19 protein-coding genes are annotated in these 16,386 nt (G+C 65.7%); 13 read left to right on the top strand and 6 right to left on the bottom strand.

What is annotated here, in order from left to right:
- The first annotated feature begins 1 nt into the window (after position 1).
- The 5 genes from epsG to Q8R75_RS14675 all read left to right on the top strand — a co-directional run bounded on the left by epsG (position 2) and on the right by Q8R75_RS14675 (position 3,196).
- The gene (gene epsG, locus Q8R75_RS14695; RefSeq protein ID WP_305613022.1) at positions 2–865 is read left to right on the top strand and encodes a chain length determinant protein tyrosine kinase EpsG; all 864 of its coding nucleotides are present in this window, start codon (positions 2–4) and stop codon (positions 863–865) included.
- A 61-nt stretch (positions 866–926) separates the two neighbouring features.
- A complete protein-coding gene (gene xrtB, locus Q8R75_RS14690; protein ID WP_305613084.1) occupies positions 927–1,796 on the top strand; it encodes an exosortase B in 870 nt (289 codons plus the stop codon).
- A 19-nt stretch (positions 1,797–1,815) separates the two neighbouring features.
- Positions 1,816–2,292, top strand: coding sequence for a tRNA adenosine(34) deaminase TadA (gene tadA / locus Q8R75_RS14685; RefSeq protein ID WP_305613023.1), 477 nt, complete (start codon positions 1,816–1,818; stop codon positions 2,290–2,292).
- Positions 2,292–2,771, top strand: coding sequence for a L,D-transpeptidase (locus tag Q8R75_RS14680; RefSeq protein WP_305613024.1), 480 nt, complete (start codon positions 2,292–2,294; stop codon positions 2,769–2,771). Before tadA ends, Q8R75_RS14680 begins: the two co-directional genes overlap by 1 nt.
- Positions 2,768–3,196 carry a GNAT family N-acetyltransferase gene (locus tag Q8R75_RS14675; RefSeq protein ID WP_305613030.1) on the top strand — a complete coding sequence of 143 codons (429 nt, stop codon included), beginning with the start codon at positions 2,768–2,770 and terminating at the stop codon, positions 3,194–3,196. The genes Q8R75_RS14680 and Q8R75_RS14675 overlap by 4 nt, the downstream gene beginning before the upstream one ends.
- Here Q8R75_RS14675 and Q8R75_RS14670 read toward each other — a convergent pair.
- From Q8R75_RS14670 to Q8R75_RS14650, 5 genes are all read right to left on the bottom strand, one after another.
- On the bottom strand, positions 3,166–3,570 hold the full coding sequence (locus Q8R75_RS14670) for a response regulator (RefSeq protein WP_305613031.1): 405 nt from the start codon (positions 3,568–3,570) through the stop codon (positions 3,166–3,168). The genes Q8R75_RS14675 and Q8R75_RS14670 overlap by 31 nt on opposite strands.
- Positions 3,567–5,291 (bottom strand): ATP-binding protein, encoded by a 1,725-nt coding sequence (locus Q8R75_RS14665; protein WP_305626097.1) that lies wholly within the window; start codon positions 5,289–5,291, stop codon positions 3,567–3,569. The genes Q8R75_RS14670 and Q8R75_RS14665 overlap by 4 nt, the downstream gene beginning before the upstream one ends.
- 103 nt (positions 5,292–5,394) lie before the next feature.
- Positions 5,395–6,186, bottom strand: coding sequence for an NRDE family protein (locus tag Q8R75_RS14660; protein ID WP_305613036.1), 792 nt, complete (start codon positions 6,184–6,186; stop codon positions 5,395–5,397).
- 19 nt (positions 6,187–6,205) lie between these two features.
- Entirely contained in the window at positions 6,206–6,499 is a 294-nt protein-coding gene (locus Q8R75_RS14655) for a DUF4936 family protein (RefSeq protein WP_305613039.1), read from the bottom strand.
- On the bottom strand, positions 6,499–7,521 hold the full coding sequence (locus Q8R75_RS14650; RefSeq protein ID WP_305613041.1) for a folate-binding protein: 1,023 nt from the start codon (positions 7,519–7,521) through the stop codon (positions 6,499–6,501). The genes Q8R75_RS14655 and Q8R75_RS14650 overlap by 1 nt, the downstream gene beginning before the upstream one ends.
- 109 nt (positions 7,522–7,630) lie before the next feature.
- Here Q8R75_RS14650 and mltG point away from each other — a divergent pair, with 109 nt between their 5' ends.
- From mltG to queF, 7 genes are read left to right on the top strand one after another with little or no spacing between them, the layout of a single operon-like run.
- Positions 7,631–8,644 (top strand): endolytic transglycosylase MltG, encoded by a 1,014-nt coding sequence (gene mltG / locus Q8R75_RS14645; RefSeq protein WP_305613042.1) that lies wholly within the window; start codon positions 7,631–7,633, stop codon positions 8,642–8,644.
- 48 nt (positions 8,645–8,692) lie between these two features.
- Positions 8,693–9,316, top strand: coding sequence for a dTMP kinase (gene tmk / locus Q8R75_RS14640; RefSeq protein WP_305613085.1), 624 nt, complete (start codon positions 8,693–8,695; stop codon positions 9,314–9,316).
- A gap of 57 nt (positions 9,317–9,373) precedes the next feature.
- Positions 9,374–10,369: a DNA polymerase III subunit delta' gene (gene holB / locus Q8R75_RS14635; RefSeq protein WP_305663778.1), complete on the top strand. Its 996-nt coding sequence runs from the start codon at positions 9,374–9,376 to the stop codon at positions 10,367–10,369.
- A gap of 48 nt (positions 10,370–10,417) precedes the next feature.
- Positions 10,418–10,783, top strand: a complete 366-nt coding sequence (locus Q8R75_RS14630) for a PilZ domain-containing protein (protein WP_305613046.1) — start codon at positions 10,418–10,420, stop codon at positions 10,781–10,783.
- A 60-nt stretch (positions 10,784–10,843) separates the two neighbouring features.
- Positions 10,844–11,641 (top strand): TatD family hydrolase, encoded by a 798-nt coding sequence (locus tag Q8R75_RS14625; protein ID WP_305613048.1) that lies wholly within the window; start codon positions 10,844–10,846, stop codon positions 11,639–11,641.
- Positions 11,638–12,273: an ankyrin repeat domain-containing protein gene (locus Q8R75_RS14620; RefSeq protein WP_305613050.1), complete on the top strand. Its 636-nt coding sequence runs from the start codon at positions 11,638–11,640 to the stop codon at positions 12,271–12,273. The genes Q8R75_RS14625 and Q8R75_RS14620 overlap by 4 nt, the downstream gene beginning before the upstream one ends.
- Positions 12,273–13,121: an NADPH-dependent 7-cyano-7-deazaguanine reductase QueF gene (queF, locus tag Q8R75_RS14615; RefSeq protein ID WP_305613052.1), complete on the top strand. Its 849-nt coding sequence runs from the start codon at positions 12,273–12,275 to the stop codon at positions 13,119–13,121. Before Q8R75_RS14620 ends, queF begins: the two co-directional genes overlap by 1 nt.
- Here the strand turns inward: queF and Q8R75_RS14610 are convergent.
- A complete protein-coding gene (locus Q8R75_RS14610; protein ID WP_305613053.1) occupies positions 13,102–13,815 on the bottom strand; it encodes a uracil-DNA glycosylase in 714 nt (237 codons plus the stop codon). The genes queF and Q8R75_RS14610 overlap by 20 nt on opposite strands.
- Before the next feature lie 85 nt (positions 13,816–13,900).
- On the opposite strand from Q8R75_RS14610, the gene Q8R75_RS14605 reads away from it, so the two are divergent.
- Entirely contained in the window at positions 13,901–16,381 is a 2,481-nt protein-coding gene (locus Q8R75_RS14605) for an FtsX-like permease family protein (RefSeq protein ID WP_305613055.1), read from the top strand.
- Positions 16,382–16,386 lie beyond the last annotated feature (5 nt).

Raw genomic sequence — 16,386 nt, 5'->3', positions numbered from 1 at the left:
AATGAATGCATCCACTTCGCTCGACACCGGCTCCGGCCGGGCCATCGGCGCCATCCTCATCGACGCCGGGCGGCTCAGCCCGGACGGTGCCGAACGCATCCTGCGCGCTCAGCGCGACGGTGGTCTGCGCTTTGGCGACGCGGCGATCTCGCTCGGTCTGCTGAAGGAATCGGACATCCAGTTTGCGTTGTCGCGTCAGTTCGATTACCCCTTCCTGCAATCTGGCGAAAGCAGTGTCAGCGACGAGGTCGTCGCGGCTTATCGTCCCTTCACGCACCAGGTTGAAGAATTGCGCGCGCTGCGCAGCCAGCTGATGCTGCGCTGGTTCGATGCCGAAGCCGAGCGAAAGACGCTGGCCATCGTCAGCCCGGAACGTGGCGAAGGGCGCAGCTTCATCGCCGCCAATCTGGCTGTCGTTTTTTCGCAGTTGGGCGAGCGAACGCTGCTGATCGATGCCGACATGCGCAATCCGCGCCAGCACACGATGTTTTCCGTCAGCAATCGGCTCGGCCTGTCGGAAACGCTGGCCGGACGCGGTGGCCCGGAAGCCGTGCAACGCGTCCCGGCGCTGCTTGACCTGTGCGTCATGCCGGCGGGCGCCGTGCCGCCGAACCCGCAGGAGTTGCTGTCGCGACCGATGTTCAGCCAGCTGCTTGCCCAGCTGGCGAAGGATTTCGACGTGATCCTGATCGATACGCCGGCGGGCGCCGAATACGCCGACGCACAGACCATCGCCGTGCGAGCCAGTGGCGCGCTGATGGTGGCACGCAAGAACGTGAGCCGTGCATCGCGCCTGCATCGCCTGGCCGACGAACTGGTCACCGCGAGTGCCACCGTCGTCGGCTCGGTGATGAACGAGCCCTGATGTTCCTGGTCAAAGAGGTCTTTCGCTTGTGAATCTTCCGTCCATGTCTTCCCAGTCTTCGATGCGGCTCGGTCTGCATGCCCTGTCCGCAGGATGGGCGCCATTCTGGATCGTCATTGCGGGTATGGCGGCCATGTTCGGGCCGAGCTTCCACGACCTTTTCAACGGAATCTGGGCCACCGACGAGAACGCGCACGGTCCGATCGTGCTCGCTGTTTCGCTGTGGTTGCTATATACCAAGTGGAACGAAATCGCCGACAGCATCGAGTACACACCGGCGCCCGGGCTGGGTTGGCCGGTGCTGGTGTTTGCGTTGCTGCTGTACGCGCTGGGACGCTCGCAGGACATCCTGATCTTCGAAATCGGCTCGCTGATTCCGCTGCTGGCCGGCCTGCTGCTGGTGTTTTTCGGCAAGTCGACGCTGCTCCGGCTGTGGTTTCCGCTGTTTTTCATGCTGTTCATGATTCCGTTGCCCGGTGTGCTGGTCGACACCATCACCCAGCCGATGAAGATGGGCGTGTCGTGGGCGGCCGAACATCTGCTGTACGCCCTGGGTTACCCGATCGCACGTACCGGCGTCATCCTCGTCATCGGCCAGTACCAATTGCTGGTGGCGGACGCCTGCGCCGGCCTGCATTCGCTGTTCACGCTTGAAGCGCTCGGCCTGCTTTACCTCAATCTGGTGAAGCACGATTCGCTGAGCCGCAACATCACGCTGGCCATCCTGATCGTGCCGATCTCGTTCTGCGCCAACGTCATCCGGGTCATCGTTCTGACGCTGATCACTTACCACTTCGGCGACGAAGCGGGCCAGGGCTTCCTGCATGGCTTTGCCGGCATGGTGCTGTTCATCAGCGCGCTCGTCCTGATCATCGGCGTTGATTCAATGCTGCGCTTCGGCGTACGGGTGGCCGAACCCCGCCCGAGCTGAGCCCGGGCGGGCGGCGTTCATGAGCACCACAGATACCGACCTCGGATTCATGAACGAAGCACTCGCGCTCGCGCGCGAGGCCGGCGCGCTGGGTGAGGTGCCGGTCGGTGCAGTCGTCGTGTGCGACGGTGAAATCGTCGGCCGCGGCTACAACCGGCCCATCATGGCGAACGACCCGACGGCGCATGCCGAAGTGATGGCGTTGCGCGCAGCCGGCCAGGCCCTCGGCAATTACCGCATGCCTGGCTGCACGCTGTATGTGACGCTCGAACCCTGTGCCATGTGCAGCGGCGCGATCCAGCATGCGCGCATCGCGCGCGTAGTGTTCGGGGCGCGCGATCCCAAGACCGGTGCCTGCGGCAGCGTGACCGATCTGTTTGCCGAAGCGCGTCTGAATCACCACGCGACGGTCGAATCCGGTCTGCTCGAAGCGGAATGCGGCCGTGTGTTGAGCGATTTTTTTGCCGCCCGCCGCCGTCGCACCGATACCGCCTGATGCGCCTGGCGCTCGACATCCCCACCCAGTGGATGCAGCTGTACGACGATAGCGATGTGCTGATCCGTCGCTACCGTGTATCCACCGCGCGCAACGGCAGCGGGGAGAAGCGCGGCAGCTATTGCACACCGCGCGGACGCCACGTCATCCGCGCGCGCATCGGTGGCGATGTGCCTGTCAACACGGTGTTCGGGCGGCGCCGCCCGACCGGCGAAGTCTGGTCGCCCGAGCTCGCGGCCAGTCAGCCCGGCCGGGACTGGATACTGACCCGCATCCTGTGGCTGTCCGGTTGCGAGCCGGGCTTCAACCGCCTGGGCGAGGTCGACACGATGCGCCGCTTCATCTACCTGCACGGCAGTCCGGACACGGCCGAGATGGGGGTGCCCGGGTCGATAGGTTGCGTGCGCATGCGCAACCGCGACATCATCGAACTGTTCGAACTGGTGCCGACCGGATCGGCGGTGGAAATCCGCGATTGAGCGCGCTGACTGTCGTTGTCGGGGGCTGGGCAACGCTCGAGCCGGCGCTCAGGACGGTGCGCGAGGCGGTGTTCATCGTCGAACAGGGCATCCCGGACGAGCTGGAGTGGGACGCCGACGACGCGATCAGCCGGCATGCACTGGCGTGCGTCGATGGCGCGCCGGTGGCCTGCGGACGTCTGCTGCCGGACGGACATATCGGTCGCATGGCGGTACAGGCGGCCTGGCGAGGGCAGGGAATCGGCCGCGCCATTCTCGATGCGCTGATCGACTCGGCGCAACAGGGCGGCATGCCCTTGCTGCAGTTGCACGCCCAGATACATGCCACCGGCTTCTACGAAAAGGCCGGATTCACCGCCGAGGGGCCGACGTTCGACGAAGTCGGCATCGAGCATCAGCGGATGGTGCGCACCCTCGCAAGTTGAGGCAGGATTTCACTCTCCAGCGGCTTGACGATGAAATCCGCGACCCGCGGGTAGCCCATCGCGCGTTCACGTTCGTGGTCGAGCGGTGACGAGCTGAGCATGCAGATGCGCGCGTCGCCCTTGTGTTCGTCGGGCAGCAGATGAAAGCGGTCGAGAAATTCGAAACCGTCCATGCGCGGCATGTTGATGTCGAGCAGCACGAGATCGACATCGTGGCGTGGGTTGTCGGCAAACCACACGAGCGCCTTCTCCGCCCATTCGAATACCTCCAGGCGCAACGCAAGACCGGAACGTTCCAGCAGCAGGCCGTGGAAGAAATTGTCGGCTTCGCTGTCGTCGATCAACATGATGGTACGCAGCAATGGCTTGGTCATGCGGCGGCCATCCGTGGCGGCGTGGTCGGCAGGCAGGCCGACAGTGGCAACGCGAGCACGAAACAGCTGCCGCGGCCTTCTTCCGACTGCACATACAGTCGCGCCCCGTGCATGTCGGCAATGCGCCGGCTCAAAGCAAGGCCAAGACCGGTGCCTTCGTATTCCGAGCGCGCGTGCAGACGCTGGAACACGCCGAAAATCTTCTCGTGAAAATCATGGGCGATGCCGATGCCGTTGTCGATCACCTGGATGCGCAGCTCATGTTCATCCGATTCGGAGCGGATGCGGATGACCGGCGCCACGTCCGGCCGCTTGAACTTCAGCGCATTGCTGACCAGATTCTGCAGCAGCAGGCCCAGCAGGGTACGGTCGCCCTGCACCGCCGGCAGCGGTGCCACGTGCAGCGTGGCACCGGCCTTTTCGATCGCATCGGACAGTACCTGCCGGGTGTCTTCGAGGCTTTCATTCAGGTCCACGCGGTCAAGCCGCGCTTCGCTGTTGTCGATGCGTACGAAGGAAAGCAGGTCATTGACCAGCGTGCGCAGGCGCTCGCCGCCGCGCAGTATGAAATCGATGTAACGGTCGATGCGTTCGCTGTCCGCCTCATGGCGGTCGCGCGCCAGCAGCTTGGCGAAGTTGAGGATGGAGTTGATCGGCTCGCGCAGGTCGTGCGAGGCGACATGCACGAACTGCTGCAGCCCCATGTTGCTGCGCTCGAGTTCGTCCAGCGTCCGGCGCAGGTGTTCTTCAGCTTCGAGCCGGGCCGTGATGTCTTCACCCATGCCGAGCAGACCAATGCCGATGCCGCGTTCATCGACCAGGCGCGTGGTGTGCCATGCCACCGTACGGAATTGTCCGTCCGACGTCATCACCCGGCCATGGAAACGACGCGAACTGTCGCTTCCGGCGTCGATCAGGCCGGTGAAGAATTCACGGGCTGCAGCGCGTTCCTGCGCCGGGAAGCACAGGTCGAACCAGTCCTCGCCGCGCAGCGACCCGCTCGGCCGGCGCAAAACCTCGCCCGTGCGGCAGTTGGCGCGTTCGATCCGGCCTGCCGCGTCGGTCACCACCATCATGTTGCCGGCGACGTCGAAATACAGTTCCGCCCGGTCGCGTGCCTGCTGCAGTTCGCGCGTGCGCAGCGCAACCAGCGTCTGCATTTCCTCGTTGAAGCGCTGCAGTTGCTGCTCGAACAGCGACTGGCGCGCGGTGGCTTCCTGTAGCGCAATCACCTTGTCTCGCAACCTGATCTGAGCGACGACCTGACGCGCCAGTGCAGCAAGCGCCTCGCGCTGGGCGTCATTGAGCTGGCGCGGCACGATGTCCAGCACGCACAGTGCGCCGATGCGCTCGCCCGTGCCGATGTCGAGCGGTGCGCCTGCGTAGAAGCGCATACCCATGGGGCCGGTCACCAGCGGGTTATCGTGAAAGCGCTCGTCGCAGCGGGCATCGCCCACCATCATCACGTCTGACTGAAGGATGCTGTGGGCGCAGAACGCGATGTCGCGGGGTGTTTCCGGCGCATCGATCCCGATGCGCGACTTGAACCACTGCCGGTCATGGTCCACCAGGCTGATTGCCGCCATCGGCGTACCGCAGATCATCGACGCAAGACGTGTCAGGTCGTCGAACGACAGCTCGGCAGGCGTGTCGAGCAGCGCGGTATCGTTCAGCGCAGCCAGTCGTTGGATTTCTCCGGAGGGCAGGGGTGCGGCGATCATTTGACGGGGGTTGAAAGCGGAGACGTGGCCGCAACAATCTGCTTTTTCGACATATTAGAGACAAAACTTGATCGCACACGTACGAAAAAGGGGCTGCCGGCCTTCAATGCTGAAGAGTGAAACGCGATGCGCCCTGGTATCGGCCTCTGCTGCCGTAGCGACGCTCTTCGACAGACAGGTATCTTTCGGTCAGCTGCAGCACGGTACCTGCTCGGGTGCCGTACTCATCACCGTTGATGAAAACCGGCGACAACCGGCGTTCCCACTCGATGCCGACGCCAGTGTCCGGCAGGTCGGCGTCGTCCGCCGGCGTGTCGTCGGCAAGGAGGGCGAAGGCCGGTTCGGTGAGGGCATCGAAGGCCGGTGCCTGGGCAGCTTCCGGCCTGCCCAGCATCCGTGAAAGGCCGTCGAGCGCCCGTACGAGCTTGGGCCACGGTGTGCCCGGAAGGTGATTGGATACGGCGTGCAGGCCAGGTTCAAGCGGGCGCACGCTGACCTTGCCGTCGCCCGGATGACCGATCCATATCAGCGAGTTGCCGTCGCACAGCAGCAGATTGAAGCCGTTGTAGTCGCCGCCGTCGCGACGCAGCGCGTTCGCGTAATCGTGCCCACTGGCGTGCCCGCTCAGGAAACCGGACACCAGCAGGCCGCGCGAGCGGGCGTCCGGGCGCTGCGCGGACGGATCGCGGAAATTGGTCAGCGCAGCAAAGCGGCCGCCGCGGGTGACACCCATCCAGGTGCCACCGGATTGCAGATCGCGCCCGGCCAGCACCGTCGGCGCATCCGGCCAGAACGCCAGCGGTGCCGTCGGGCGGCGATGAAATTCGTCGCGATTCGCGATGACCAGCAGCGGCATGTCGGGCCGCACCCGCCAGCCGAGCGCGATCAGGCACATGACAGGGCTTTCCGGCCACTCATCCGGGCGCGCGGAAACGTTCCATGTGGCGCCGGCTGCCTTCGGCCAGCAGTTCGTACAGGCCATGGCGGAACGCGTGGCTGCCCAGTTCGATCTCGAATTCGTACTGGTCGCTGACACCTTCGTAGCTTTCCATCCAGGTCGACGGGTCGTCGAGCCGGCGCCGCACCCGGCCGGCGATGCCGGTCGCCGCGTGCAGCGAGGCCTGCATGGTGGCCAGCGCCGCCAGCAGTTCGGCCTCGCGCCCGGCATCAATGCGGTAATACACGAAGTAGTCGATGCGCACGGCCATCACTCGCCCAGCGTGTAAGGCAGGGGCAGCAGCGTCAGAGCGGCGCCATTCGGGCTGGCCAGCTTCACGGGGCCGGCGGTCGTGCTCGACATCTGGATCACGGCCAGCAGCTCGCAGCCGCCCTCCGGATGGGCGACCGCATCGACCACTTCGCCGCAGGCCTGATCGTTGGTGTCGGTGCCATACACCGGCGTACCTGCCAGCGGCGGCGGGCAGTCGGCCTGCGCGCGGTACATGCGCCGCTTGAGCTTGCCCAGATACTGGGTGCGGGCGACGATTTCCTGCCCCGGATAGCAGCCCTTCTTGAAATTCACGCCGCCGGTCAGCTCGAAATTCACCATCTGCGGCACGAAAGACTCCTGTGTTTCAGGCCACACGCTGACCAATCCGTCGCGAATGTCGAAGCGCCGCCAGACCGGGGTGCCGGCGGGCATTGCATGGGCCGAAAGCGCGCTCCACAGCGGCGCAAGGCGTTCCGCCGGCAGCACGATTTCGAATCTGTCTTCGGCCAGTTTCAGTACCGTCACGTCGTCAGTGACCGCCGTGGCCATGAGTTGCGCAGGCACCGTCAGACCGGCTGCACCCAGCGCAGCGACGGCGTTGCCGCCCGCCAGACCAAGCGCCGGGCGCGCCGCGCTGTTGTCCGAAAGCGTCACTTTCGAGCGCAGCACATACATCGACAGCTTCTTGCGCATCGCTTCAGCCAGCGCCGTCGGCAACTGCACGACAACGGCACTGCCCTCGCGCCAGATCGTGAAGGCGGCCAGCAGGCGACCTTTCGGGCTGCAGAAGCCGGCGTAACGCAGGGCGTCGGCCGGCAGCCCCTTGACGTCCTGCGTCAACAGGTTGTGCAGGAAGGTCGCCGCGTCTTCGCCGTCGGCATGCAGACGCGACAGATGACTCAGCGGAACGAGTACGGCGCCATCATGCGCCGCGCGCATTTCGGCGGCGGCATCGAGCATGGCCGGGAACTGGCCATCTGCGGCAACAGTGCCGGCCGGGAGAAGATCGTTGAATGTCATGGTTGGCAAAGACTGGAGTCAGGCGGTTGACGCTGAGGGTCGGCGACACGTCATAGAGGTTAACATATGCGACCCGGCGTGCTGCGCCGCCCGCCATCCGCCTTTCTGCATGCTCCGTGTTCTCGTCCGTCTCTTCGTGCTCGCGCTGGTCACAGCGCTTGCCGTTGCCGCTGCACTGGCCTGGTACGCCCAGCGTCCGCTGATCTGGGAGGGCGAAGCCGTCGAATTCACGCTGCGCCCCGGAACGGCCCTGCGTCAGGCGACCCGTCAGATCGCTGCGGCCGGTGTGCCGGTCGAGCCGGCATTGATGGGTCTCATCGGCCGCTTTGCCGTCGACGGTACGAAGCTGCAGGCCGGCAGCTATGCCTTCCGCAGCGGGCTGACGCCGGTCGAGCTGCTCGAAATGATGACGCGCGGCGACGTGACGCTGCGCGAAGTGCGGCTGATCGAAGGCTGGACCTGGCGCCAGGCCCGCGCGGCGCTGGCGGCGCATCCGGATCTGCTGCAGGAAGCCGCTGCGCTGGATGACGCGCAACTGCTCGCCCGCATCGGCAGCGATGCGACATTCGCCGAAGGCTGGTTTTTCCCCGACACCTATCTGTTTGCCAGGGGCGACAGTGATCTTGCGGTGCTCAGACGCGCGCATCACGCGATGCAGGCCCAGCTTGCGCAGGCGTGGGAAAAGCGCCCGGCCGATCTCCCATATCGCTCGCCGCAGGACGCGCTGATCATGGCGTCCATCATCGAAAAGGAAACCGGCACCGCAGCCGACCGGCCGATGATCGCGTCGGTATTCGTCAATCGCCTGCGTGTCGGCATGCCGCTGCAGACCGATCCGACCGTGATCTATGGTCTGGGCGAGCGCTTTGATGGCAATCTCACGCGTGCCCATCTGCGTTCCGACACGCCGTACAACACCTACACCCGGGGCGGCCTGCCTCCTACGCCGATCGCGCTGCCCGGTCGGGCGGCGATCGATGCCGCCCTCAATCCGGCGCCCAGCCCCTACTATTACTTCGTGGCGCGCGGCGATGGCAGCAGCGAGTTCTCGCGCACGCTGGCCGAACACAACCGCGCCGTCGACCGCTATCAGCGTCGGCCGGCGAGGAGTGAACGCAAATGAACCCCTTGAGCGATGAACGAAAACACGATGAACGCAGGCAAGACCGCCATGCATGAGCAGTCATACCGTTTCATCACTTTCGAAGGCATGGATGGCGCCGGCAAGAGCACCCAGATCGCCCACGCCGCAGACTGGTTGCGCGCGCGCGGCGACACCGTGCTGCTGACGCGCGAGCCGGGCGGTACGCCACTGGGCGAATCGCTGCGCGCATTGCTGCTGCACGAAGCCATGCATGCCGATACCGAGGCGCTGCTGATGTTCGCCGCCCGGCGCGAGCATCTGGCGCAGGTGATCGAACCGGCGCTGGCGCGCGGCGACTGGGTGCTGTGCGACCGCTACACCGACGCCAGCTTCGCCTATCAGGGCGGCGGTCGCGGCATCGACACGGCACGGCTGGGTGTGCTGGAGCAGTGGGTGCAGCGCGGTCTGCAGCCAGGCCTGACGCTGCTGTTCGATCTGCCATGCGAAGTGGCGGCGCAACGACTGGCCGCGAGTGGTGGCGACCCGGATCGATTCGAGCGCGAGCAGGCCGATTTTTTCAACCGTGTACGGGCGGCCTATCTCGGGCGGGCTTCCGCCGACCCGGTGCGCATGCGGGTCATCGACGCGTCAGTGCGCCCGGGCCTTGTCTCGAATCGACTCGAAGAAATTCTCTCAAGCTACTGTAATTGAATGATTCATGATTGGTTGAAGCCGCAGTGGAATCAGTTGCTCGCCGGGGCGGATCGCATGCCGCACGCGCTGCTGCTGGCCGGTCCGTCCGGTGTCGGCAAGCGCGAATTTGCCGAGGCGCTGGCCGCACGCATGCTGTGCGAACGTGCCCGCGGCACTGAAGCCGCCTGCGGCGTGTGCGCGTCCTGCGTGCTGATCACGACGGACAATCATCCCGACCTGCTGACGGTACGCCCGGAAGCGCTCGACGACGACGCCGGCGAGGCCGATGACGCAGAGGACGGCGAAGGTGGCAAGGCGAAGTCGAAACTGATCCGAATCGCGCAGGTGCGCGCCGTCATCGAACGGCTCGCCGTGGGATCGCATCAGGGCGGCTACCGCGTGGTGCTGCTGTATCCGGCCGAAGCCATGCTGTCCGAGTCCGCCAATTCTCTTCTGAAGGTACTCGAAGAGCCGCCGGTAAATACTTTGTTTTTATTGATTTCAGATCGGCCAAGAAATTTGTTGCCGACGATACGCAGCCGCACCCGGCTGCTGCCCTTCCATCTGCCGCCGATCGAACAGTCGATGGCCTGGCTCAAGGCTCGGGGTGTCGCGCAGGTGGCCGATGCGCTGGCGCTGTGCGCCGGGGCGCCGCTGCATGCACGCGATCTGGCGGCATCAAAAGACGCTCAGATTCAGAGCCAGTTTGTCGATGATGTATCAAGGCACGCAATCGATGCACCGCTGGAAGTCGCCGCGCGCTGGGCCGGCTGGCTGCAGGGTCGCAAGAAGGGCGAACCCGGGCTGACCGACCTGCCGACGCTGGTGACCTGGCTGCAGCGCTGGATGGCCGATCTGGTCATGCAATCGACAGCCGGTGCGCCGCGTGTGTTCGTGGCGCGCCAGCCGGCGTTGCAAGCGCTTGCACAACGCAGCGATGTCGCGACCGTGCTGCGTGGGTACAATGAATTGCTGAAAGTACGGGCGCTGGCGCATCACCCGCTGAATGCGCGCCTTTTTGTGGAAGACATGCTGCTGCGTTACGCCAGGCTGTTCCGGGCGCCACGCTGAGCGAATGACTTGATGTACTTGATGTCGGCCGACCCCAGGACAACAGGAATGAGCGAACCGCAGGTCACGTCGGGCAACCGCCGCAGCGTTCTGTCACTCGCCGTCAGCTCGAAATCGGTGCTGTACGCCGCCTACATGCCTTTCCTCAAGGGCGGCGGTATCTTTCTACCGACCAACCGCGTCTACAAGATCGGCGACGAGGTGTTCCTGCTGCTCCAGTTGATGGACGATCCGGCCAAGTTGCCGATCCAGGGCACCGTCGCGTGGGTGACGCCGCCGGACGCGCAGGGCGGCAAGCAGCAAGGCATCGGCCTGCGCTTCGGTGAAGACGACAGCAGCAAGGCGGCCCGCGCCAAGATCGAATCGGTCATCGGCACCCATCTGGCGTCCAGCCGGCAGACCCATACGCTTTGACCGGGTGGCCCCGGGCGTGATCCGGGCCACCCCAACCCACACGTTTAATCCGGTTCTTCAATGTTCATCGATTCACACTGCCACATCGACTTTCCCGACCTGGCCGTCCGCGAGGACGAACTGCTTGCCAACATGCGGGCGCAGCAGGTGAGTCACGCGCTGTGCGTGTCGGTCAATATCGAACAGTGGCCGCGCGTCACGGCCATGGCCGACCGGCACGACAATGTGTACGCATCACTTGGCGTGCACCCGGACTATGAAGACGTGACCGAACCGGATGTCGCGCAACTGGTGAAGCTGTCCGACCATCCGCGCGTGGTGGCGATCGGTGAAACCGGGCTGGATTACTTCCGCCTGACCGGCGACCTCGAATGGCAGCGCGCCCGCTTCCGCACCCACATCCGTGCTGCACGCGAATGCGGCAAGCCGCTCATCATCCACACCCGATCGGCGGCCGAAGACACGCTGGCCATCATGCGCGAGGAAAAGGCGCACGAAGTCGGCGGCGTCATGCACTGTTTCACCGAATCGCTGGACATGGCCGAAGCGGCGATCGACATGGGTTTCTGCATTTCCTTTTCCGGCATCATCACGTTCAAGAACGCGCAGTCGCTGCGCGATGTGGCCAGGGCCATTCCGGCGCGCGCCATGCTGATCGAAACCGATTCGCCCTACCTTGCGCCGGTGCCCTATCGCGGCAAGATGAACGAGCCCGCCTTCGTGCCGCATGTGGCTGCCGAACTGGCGCGCGTGCGCGACCTGTCGCTCGACGACGTCGCCCGCATCACGAGCGACAATTTCTTCCGCGTGTTCGGCGACGCTGCCCGACTGGCGGGCCGCATCGGAGTGGCGGCATGAAGACCCTGCGCATTCTGGTGCTGAGCACCTGCCTCGCTGCGACCAGCGGCGTGCTGGGCGCGGCCTACGACGACCTGATCAATGCCGCGAATCTGGGCGACGCGCGCACCGTGGCCGCCTTCGTCGATCGCGGGCTGGACGTGAATTCGGTCGATCCGCGCGGCGAAACGCTGCTGATCATCGCGTCGCGTGCCGGTCACCTCGATCTGGTCAAGGCCTTGCTCGATCGCCGCGCCAGGCTTGAAGCGGTCAATGCGGTCGGCGAAACCGCATTGGCGGTGGCGGCCTACAACGGTCACGCCGAAGTGGTCGACCTGCTGCTGGCCAAAGGCGCCGACCCGGTCAACACGCAGGGCTGGTCGGCACTGCATTACGCTGCCATGCAGGGGCACAGCGCGCCGCTGAAGGCGCTGATCGCGCGCGGCGCACCGGTTGATGCGCTGGCACCGAATGGCGCGACCGCACTGATGCTGGCCGCGCGCAGCAACAACATCGACACGGTTCAGGTGCTGCTGGCGGCGCGTGCCGACGCCCGGGTACGCGGGCGCGATGGCGAAACAGCGGTCGACTGGGCACTGAAAGCCGGCAATACCGACGCCGCGGCGCTGATCCGCAAGTCGATGGGGAAGTAATGGACGACGAACGCCAGCTGCCGTCGCATTCGCCGCTCGGGCACAGCACCGACTATCCGGATCGCTACGACGCCGGCCTGCTGTTTCCAATGCAGCGCATCGCCTCACGCCAGTCGCTCGGTCTGTTGCAGGGGCAGCCGCTGCCGTTCTCCGGCATCGATCGCTGGCATGCGTGGGAAATATCCTGGCTGGACCCGCACGGCAAGCCGCAGGTGGCGATCGGCCGCTTCGACATTCCGGCCGACAGCCTGTGCATGGTCGAATCGAAATCGCTGAAGCTCTACCTGAACAGCTACAACAATGAGCGCATGGTGTCGCGCGAAGCGGTGCGTGCGCTGATCGAAACCGATCTGTCAGCCGCTTGCCAGTCGGGCGTGATGGTCGAACTGTATGCGCTCGACGCACTGCCGGCGCTGGTCGGAACGCACGGGGTCGCACTCGCGGGCGACTCGATCGATGCGCCTGAGTTGCATTTCGACTGCTACCTGCCGGATGCCTCATTGCTTTCGGCGAGCGGTGATCCGGTCGAAGAGTGCCTGCGCTCCGATCTGCTGAAAACCAACTGCCCGGTCACGCTGCAGCCGGACTGGGCGACGCTGCGGGTGCATTACCGTGGTCCGCGCATCGATCGCGAAGGCCTGCTGCGCTACGTCGTGTCCTTCCGCAATCACGCCGATTTCCACGAACACTGCGTCGAGCGCATCTATATCGATCTGCTGCAGCGCTGCCGGCCGGAGCGTCTGACGGTGAACGCTTTCTACACACGGCGTGGCGGGCTGGACATCAACCCCTGGCGCAGCAATTTCGAACAGCCGGACGCGTGCTTCGTCAAACTTGCCCGTCAGTGAGCCGGTCGCGCAGCGCGCTGACCGCGGCGCGAAACTCGGGTGCGCCGCCGTAACTGGGGTGACGCGCCGGCAGGGCTTCGATGCCCATGTCGGCCAGACTGGCCTGGCAGATGCGGCCAATCGCCATGCGCGGCACACCCGGGAAGAGCGCGAGGAACTGTTCCAGCAGCGGCCGCAGCGCGCGCCGCTCGGTCACGCTGGGCGCGCGGTTGGTGAGCGGCTGACCCGGCAGGTGAGGGTGATAGGCGACTGCATTCCACAGCACGAAGTCGCGCGCCTGCCAGTTCTGGTCGCGCATCGCGCCCCACACGATGCTGGCGGTACGCTCGAGCATGCCGTCGCGGTTCTTCAGCTGCGGCAGCTCGCGGCTGGTGCGCCGGAAACCGCCGTCGAAGTATTCATTGCCATGGCCGCCGGCACAGCGCGCCAGCACGTCGCGTTCGCTGGTCATCGCCATGCCGGAGAATTTGGCGCCGCTGTAGCTGGGCGCTTCCGCAATCAACAGCACGCGGGCGCGGCCCAGCCGGGCGGCCAGGTAGCGAAACAGATGGTCGGCGCGGATCTGCGGCGCGTCCGGCGATTGGTCATGCACGAGGTCGTGGTCGCCCCACGGGTTGAACATCGTGCCCGGGTCTGGAATCAGCCGGCCGGCCGCCACGGCGGTCACGAAATTGTCGAGATCGTTTGCGGACATCGAAGGTCTCACAGGCCGGACACGAAAGGCGCGCATTGTGCATGACAAGAACCCACGCAGAAGAATCGAAAGCAGAGAGCACCCGATGAAAGCTGACCTGATGTTTGCCGCGCGCATGGCGCTGCGCGATTTCCGTGCCGGCGAGCTGCGCATCCTGCTGGTGGCGCTGCTGCTGGCGGTTGCCGCGCTGACTTCAGTGTCCTTCTTCACCGATCGCGTATCGCGTTCGGTGGTCAGCGAAGCAAACCAGCTGCTCGGCGGCGACCTGCTGGTCGCCGCGCGCGACCCGGTGCCTGACGCCTATGCCGACGAGGCGCGCTCACGCGGCCTGCGCGCTGCCAGAAGCTGGAGTTTCACCAGCATGGCGTCGAGCGCCGACGGCGCCCAGCTGGTCGGCGTCAAGGTGGTGTCCGACGGTTATCCGCTGCGCGGCAAGCTGCGCACTGCGCCGGCGCTCAATGCGCCGGACGCGGAAACCCGTTCGCTGCCCGCTCCCGGCACCGTGTGGCTGGATGAACGCGCAACCAGCGCACTGGGCGTGCGCACCGGCGACACCCTCACGTTGGGTCAGCTCACGCTGCAGGTGGCGGCCGTGCTCACGTTCGAGTCCGACCGCGGGGCCAGTTTCTTTTCCATCGTGCCGCGGCTCATGCTCAACGCGGCCGATCTGCCGGCGAGCGGACTGATCCAGCCGGGCAGCCGCATCAGTTACCGGCTGCACCTGGCGGGCGAAGATGCCGCGGTGCGCAGCTATGCGTCATGGCTCAAGTCAAAGCTGACGGCAGGCGAAAAGATCGAAACCGTCGATGAAGCCCAGCCCGAGGTACGCGGGGCGCTCGACCGGGCGCAGAAATTCCTGCGTCTGGCCGCCATGCTGGCCGTGGTGTTCGCCGCGGTGGCCGTCGGCCTGTCGGCGCGCCGCTACATGCAGCGGCATCTGGATGGCTGCGCCGTTATGCGCTGCCTGGGCGCGACGCAGGCGCGGCTGACGCGCTTGTTCCTGATCGAATTCGCGCTGGTCGGCATCGTGGCCTGCGCAGCCGGGTGCGCTGTCGGCTACGTGACGCAGTTCGGGGTCGAGGCGCTGCTGGCGGGGCTTTTCGCCACCCGGCTGCCGCAGCCGGGACCGCTGCCTCTGGTGTATGGCTTCGCGGTCGGCATGACGCTGATGCTGGGTTTCGTCTGGCCGCAGCTGCTGCGCCTGCGTCGTGTGTCAACGCTGCGCGTGCTGCGCCGCGAATGGGACGAAACCGACCGCATTTCGTGGGGCGCCTATGGCTTCGGTCTGGCCTGCCTGTCGGCGCTGATCGTGCTGATGGCGGGTGATCTGACGCTGGGTCTGGTCGTCGTCGGGGGGTTCGTGCTCGCCTGCGGTGTCTATGCCGCGGTGGCCTGGCTGGCGCTGGCCGCGGTGGCGCGGCTGCGTGGCGGCACGGCTGGCGGCTGGCGCTACGGTCTGGCCAGCCTGACCCGGCGACGTGCCGCATCGGTGATGCAGATCGCCGCGCTCGGGCTGGGTTTGACGGCAGTGCTGCTGCTGGTGATCGTGCGCGGCGACCTGCTCGATGCGTGGCATAACCGCCTGCCCGCAGACGCGCCGAACCGCTTCATCCTGAATATCCAGCCTGATCAGCTGGGCGCGGTACGCGAGGAATTCGCGCGCGCCGGCCTGACACCGCCGGAACTGCTGCCGATGGCGCGTGCCCGGCTGGCCGCCATCAACGGCAAGCCGGCGTCGCCCGACAACTACGACTCGATGCGCGCCCAGCGGCTGGTCGAGCGTGAATTCAATTTGTCCTGGTCGGACAGCTTCCAGGTCGGCAACCGCATCGTCGATGGCGCATGGCGGGCCGATCAGCCGGGTTTTTCGGTTGAAGCCGGGCTGGCGAAGGAACTGGGGCTGCGCGTCGGCGACCGGCTGGCGTTCGAGATCGCCGGCCAGCGGGTCGAATCGACGATACACAGCCTGCGAGAGCTGGCCTGGGACTCGATGAACGTGAATTTCTTTGTCGTTGCTTCGCCCGGCGTGCTCGAGGACTTTCCGGCCAGCTACATCACGTCCTTCCACCTGCCGGCTGCCTCGGCCGCCTTCACGAACGAACTCGTGGCACGCTTCCCGAACCTGACCGCGATCGACGTCGATGCCGTGGTGCGCCAGTTCCGCGCGCTGATGGACCAGCTGTCGGCGGCGGTCAGCGTGGTGTTCGGCTTTGCGCTGCTGGCTGGCGTGGTCGTGCTGTTTGCGGCCATCGAGGCGACGCATGACGAACGCCGCTTCGAACTGGCGGTGCTGCGTACGCTGGGTGCGCGCAACCGTCAGCTCCGGGCATCGCTGCTGACCGAATTCGCGCTGCTCGGCGCACTGGCCGGCATGCTGGCTGCCGCCGGTGCGGTGGCGATGACGATGGTGCTGGCGCGCGAAGCCTTCCAGTTGCCCTATGTGCCATCCATCATCCAGCCGCTGGGCGGCATGCTGTTCAGTACGCTGGCCGTGGTCGGGGCCGGCATGCTGGGCCTGCGCGCGGCGCTTCGTGCGCCGGCGCTGGCCAGCCTGCGCGCTGCCTGACGCCG

The organism is Methyloversatilis sp., assembly GCF_030696805.1.
Taxonomy (GTDB): Bacteria; Pseudomonadota; Gammaproteobacteria; order Burkholderiales; family Rhodocyclaceae; genus Methyloversatilis.
The sequence above is the reverse complement of the archived record's forward strand: the minus strand, read 5'-3'. Positions and strand labels throughout refer to the sequence as shown.

Excerpts from the sequence above, each read along its gene's own strand:
- epsG (WP_305613022.1), top strand. The coding sequence starts at position 2 with ATGAATGCATCCACTTCGCTCGACACCGGCTCCGGCCGGGCCATCGGC.
- xrtB (WP_305613084.1), top strand. The coding sequence starts at position 927 with ATGCGGCTCGGTCTGCATGCCCTGTCCGCAGGATGGGCGCCATTCTGG.
- tadA (WP_305613023.1), top strand. The coding sequence starts at position 1,816 with ATGAGCACCACAGATACCGACCTCGGATTCATGAACGAAGCACTCGCG.
- Q8R75_RS14680 (WP_305613024.1), top strand. The coding sequence starts at position 2,292 with ATGCGCCTGGCGCTCGACATCCCCACCCAGTGGATGCAGCTGTACGAC.
- Q8R75_RS14670 (WP_305613031.1), bottom strand. The coding sequence starts at position 3,570 with ATGACCAAGCCATTGCTGCGTACCATCATGTTGATCGACGACAGCGAA.
- Q8R75_RS14665 (WP_305626097.1), bottom strand. The coding sequence starts at position 5,291 with ATGATCGCCGCACCCCTGCCCTCCGGAGAAATCCAACGACTGGCTGCG.
- Q8R75_RS14660 (WP_305613036.1), bottom strand. The coding sequence starts at position 6,186 with ATGTGCCTGATCGCGCTCGGCTGGCGGGTGCGGCCCGACATGCCGCTG.
- Q8R75_RS14655 (WP_305613039.1), bottom strand. The coding sequence starts at position 6,499 with ATGGCCGTGCGCATCGACTACTTCGTGTATTACCGCATTGATGCCGGG.
- Q8R75_RS14650 (WP_305613041.1), bottom strand. The coding sequence starts at position 7,521 with ATGACATTCAACGATCTTCTCCCGGCCGGCACTGTTGCCGCAGATGGC.
- mltG (WP_305613042.1), top strand. The coding sequence starts at position 7,631 with ATGCTCCGTGTTCTCGTCCGTCTCTTCGTGCTCGCGCTGGTCACAGCG.
- tmk (WP_305613085.1), top strand. The coding sequence starts at position 8,693 with ATGCATGAGCAGTCATACCGTTTCATCACTTTCGAAGGCATGGATGGC.
- holB (WP_305663778.1), top strand. The coding sequence starts at position 9,374 with ATGCCGCACGCGCTGCTGCTGGCCGGTCCGTCCGGTGTCGGCAAGCGC.
- Q8R75_RS14630 (WP_305613046.1), top strand. The coding sequence starts at position 10,418 with ATGAGCGAACCGCAGGTCACGTCGGGCAACCGCCGCAGCGTTCTGTCA.
- Q8R75_RS14625 (WP_305613048.1), top strand. The coding sequence starts at position 10,844 with ATGTTCATCGATTCACACTGCCACATCGACTTTCCCGACCTGGCCGTC.
- Q8R75_RS14620 (WP_305613050.1), top strand. The coding sequence starts at position 11,638 with ATGAAGACCCTGCGCATTCTGGTGCTGAGCACCTGCCTCGCTGCGACC.
- queF (WP_305613052.1), top strand. The coding sequence starts at position 12,273 with ATGGACGACGAACGCCAGCTGCCGTCGCATTCGCCGCTCGGGCACAGC.
- Q8R75_RS14610 (WP_305613053.1), bottom strand. The coding sequence starts at position 13,815 with ATGTCCGCAAACGATCTCGACAATTTCGTGACCGCCGTGGCGGCCGGC.
- Q8R75_RS14605 (WP_305613055.1), top strand. The coding sequence starts at position 13,901 with ATGAAAGCTGACCTGATGTTTGCCGCGCGCATGGCGCTGCGCGATTTC.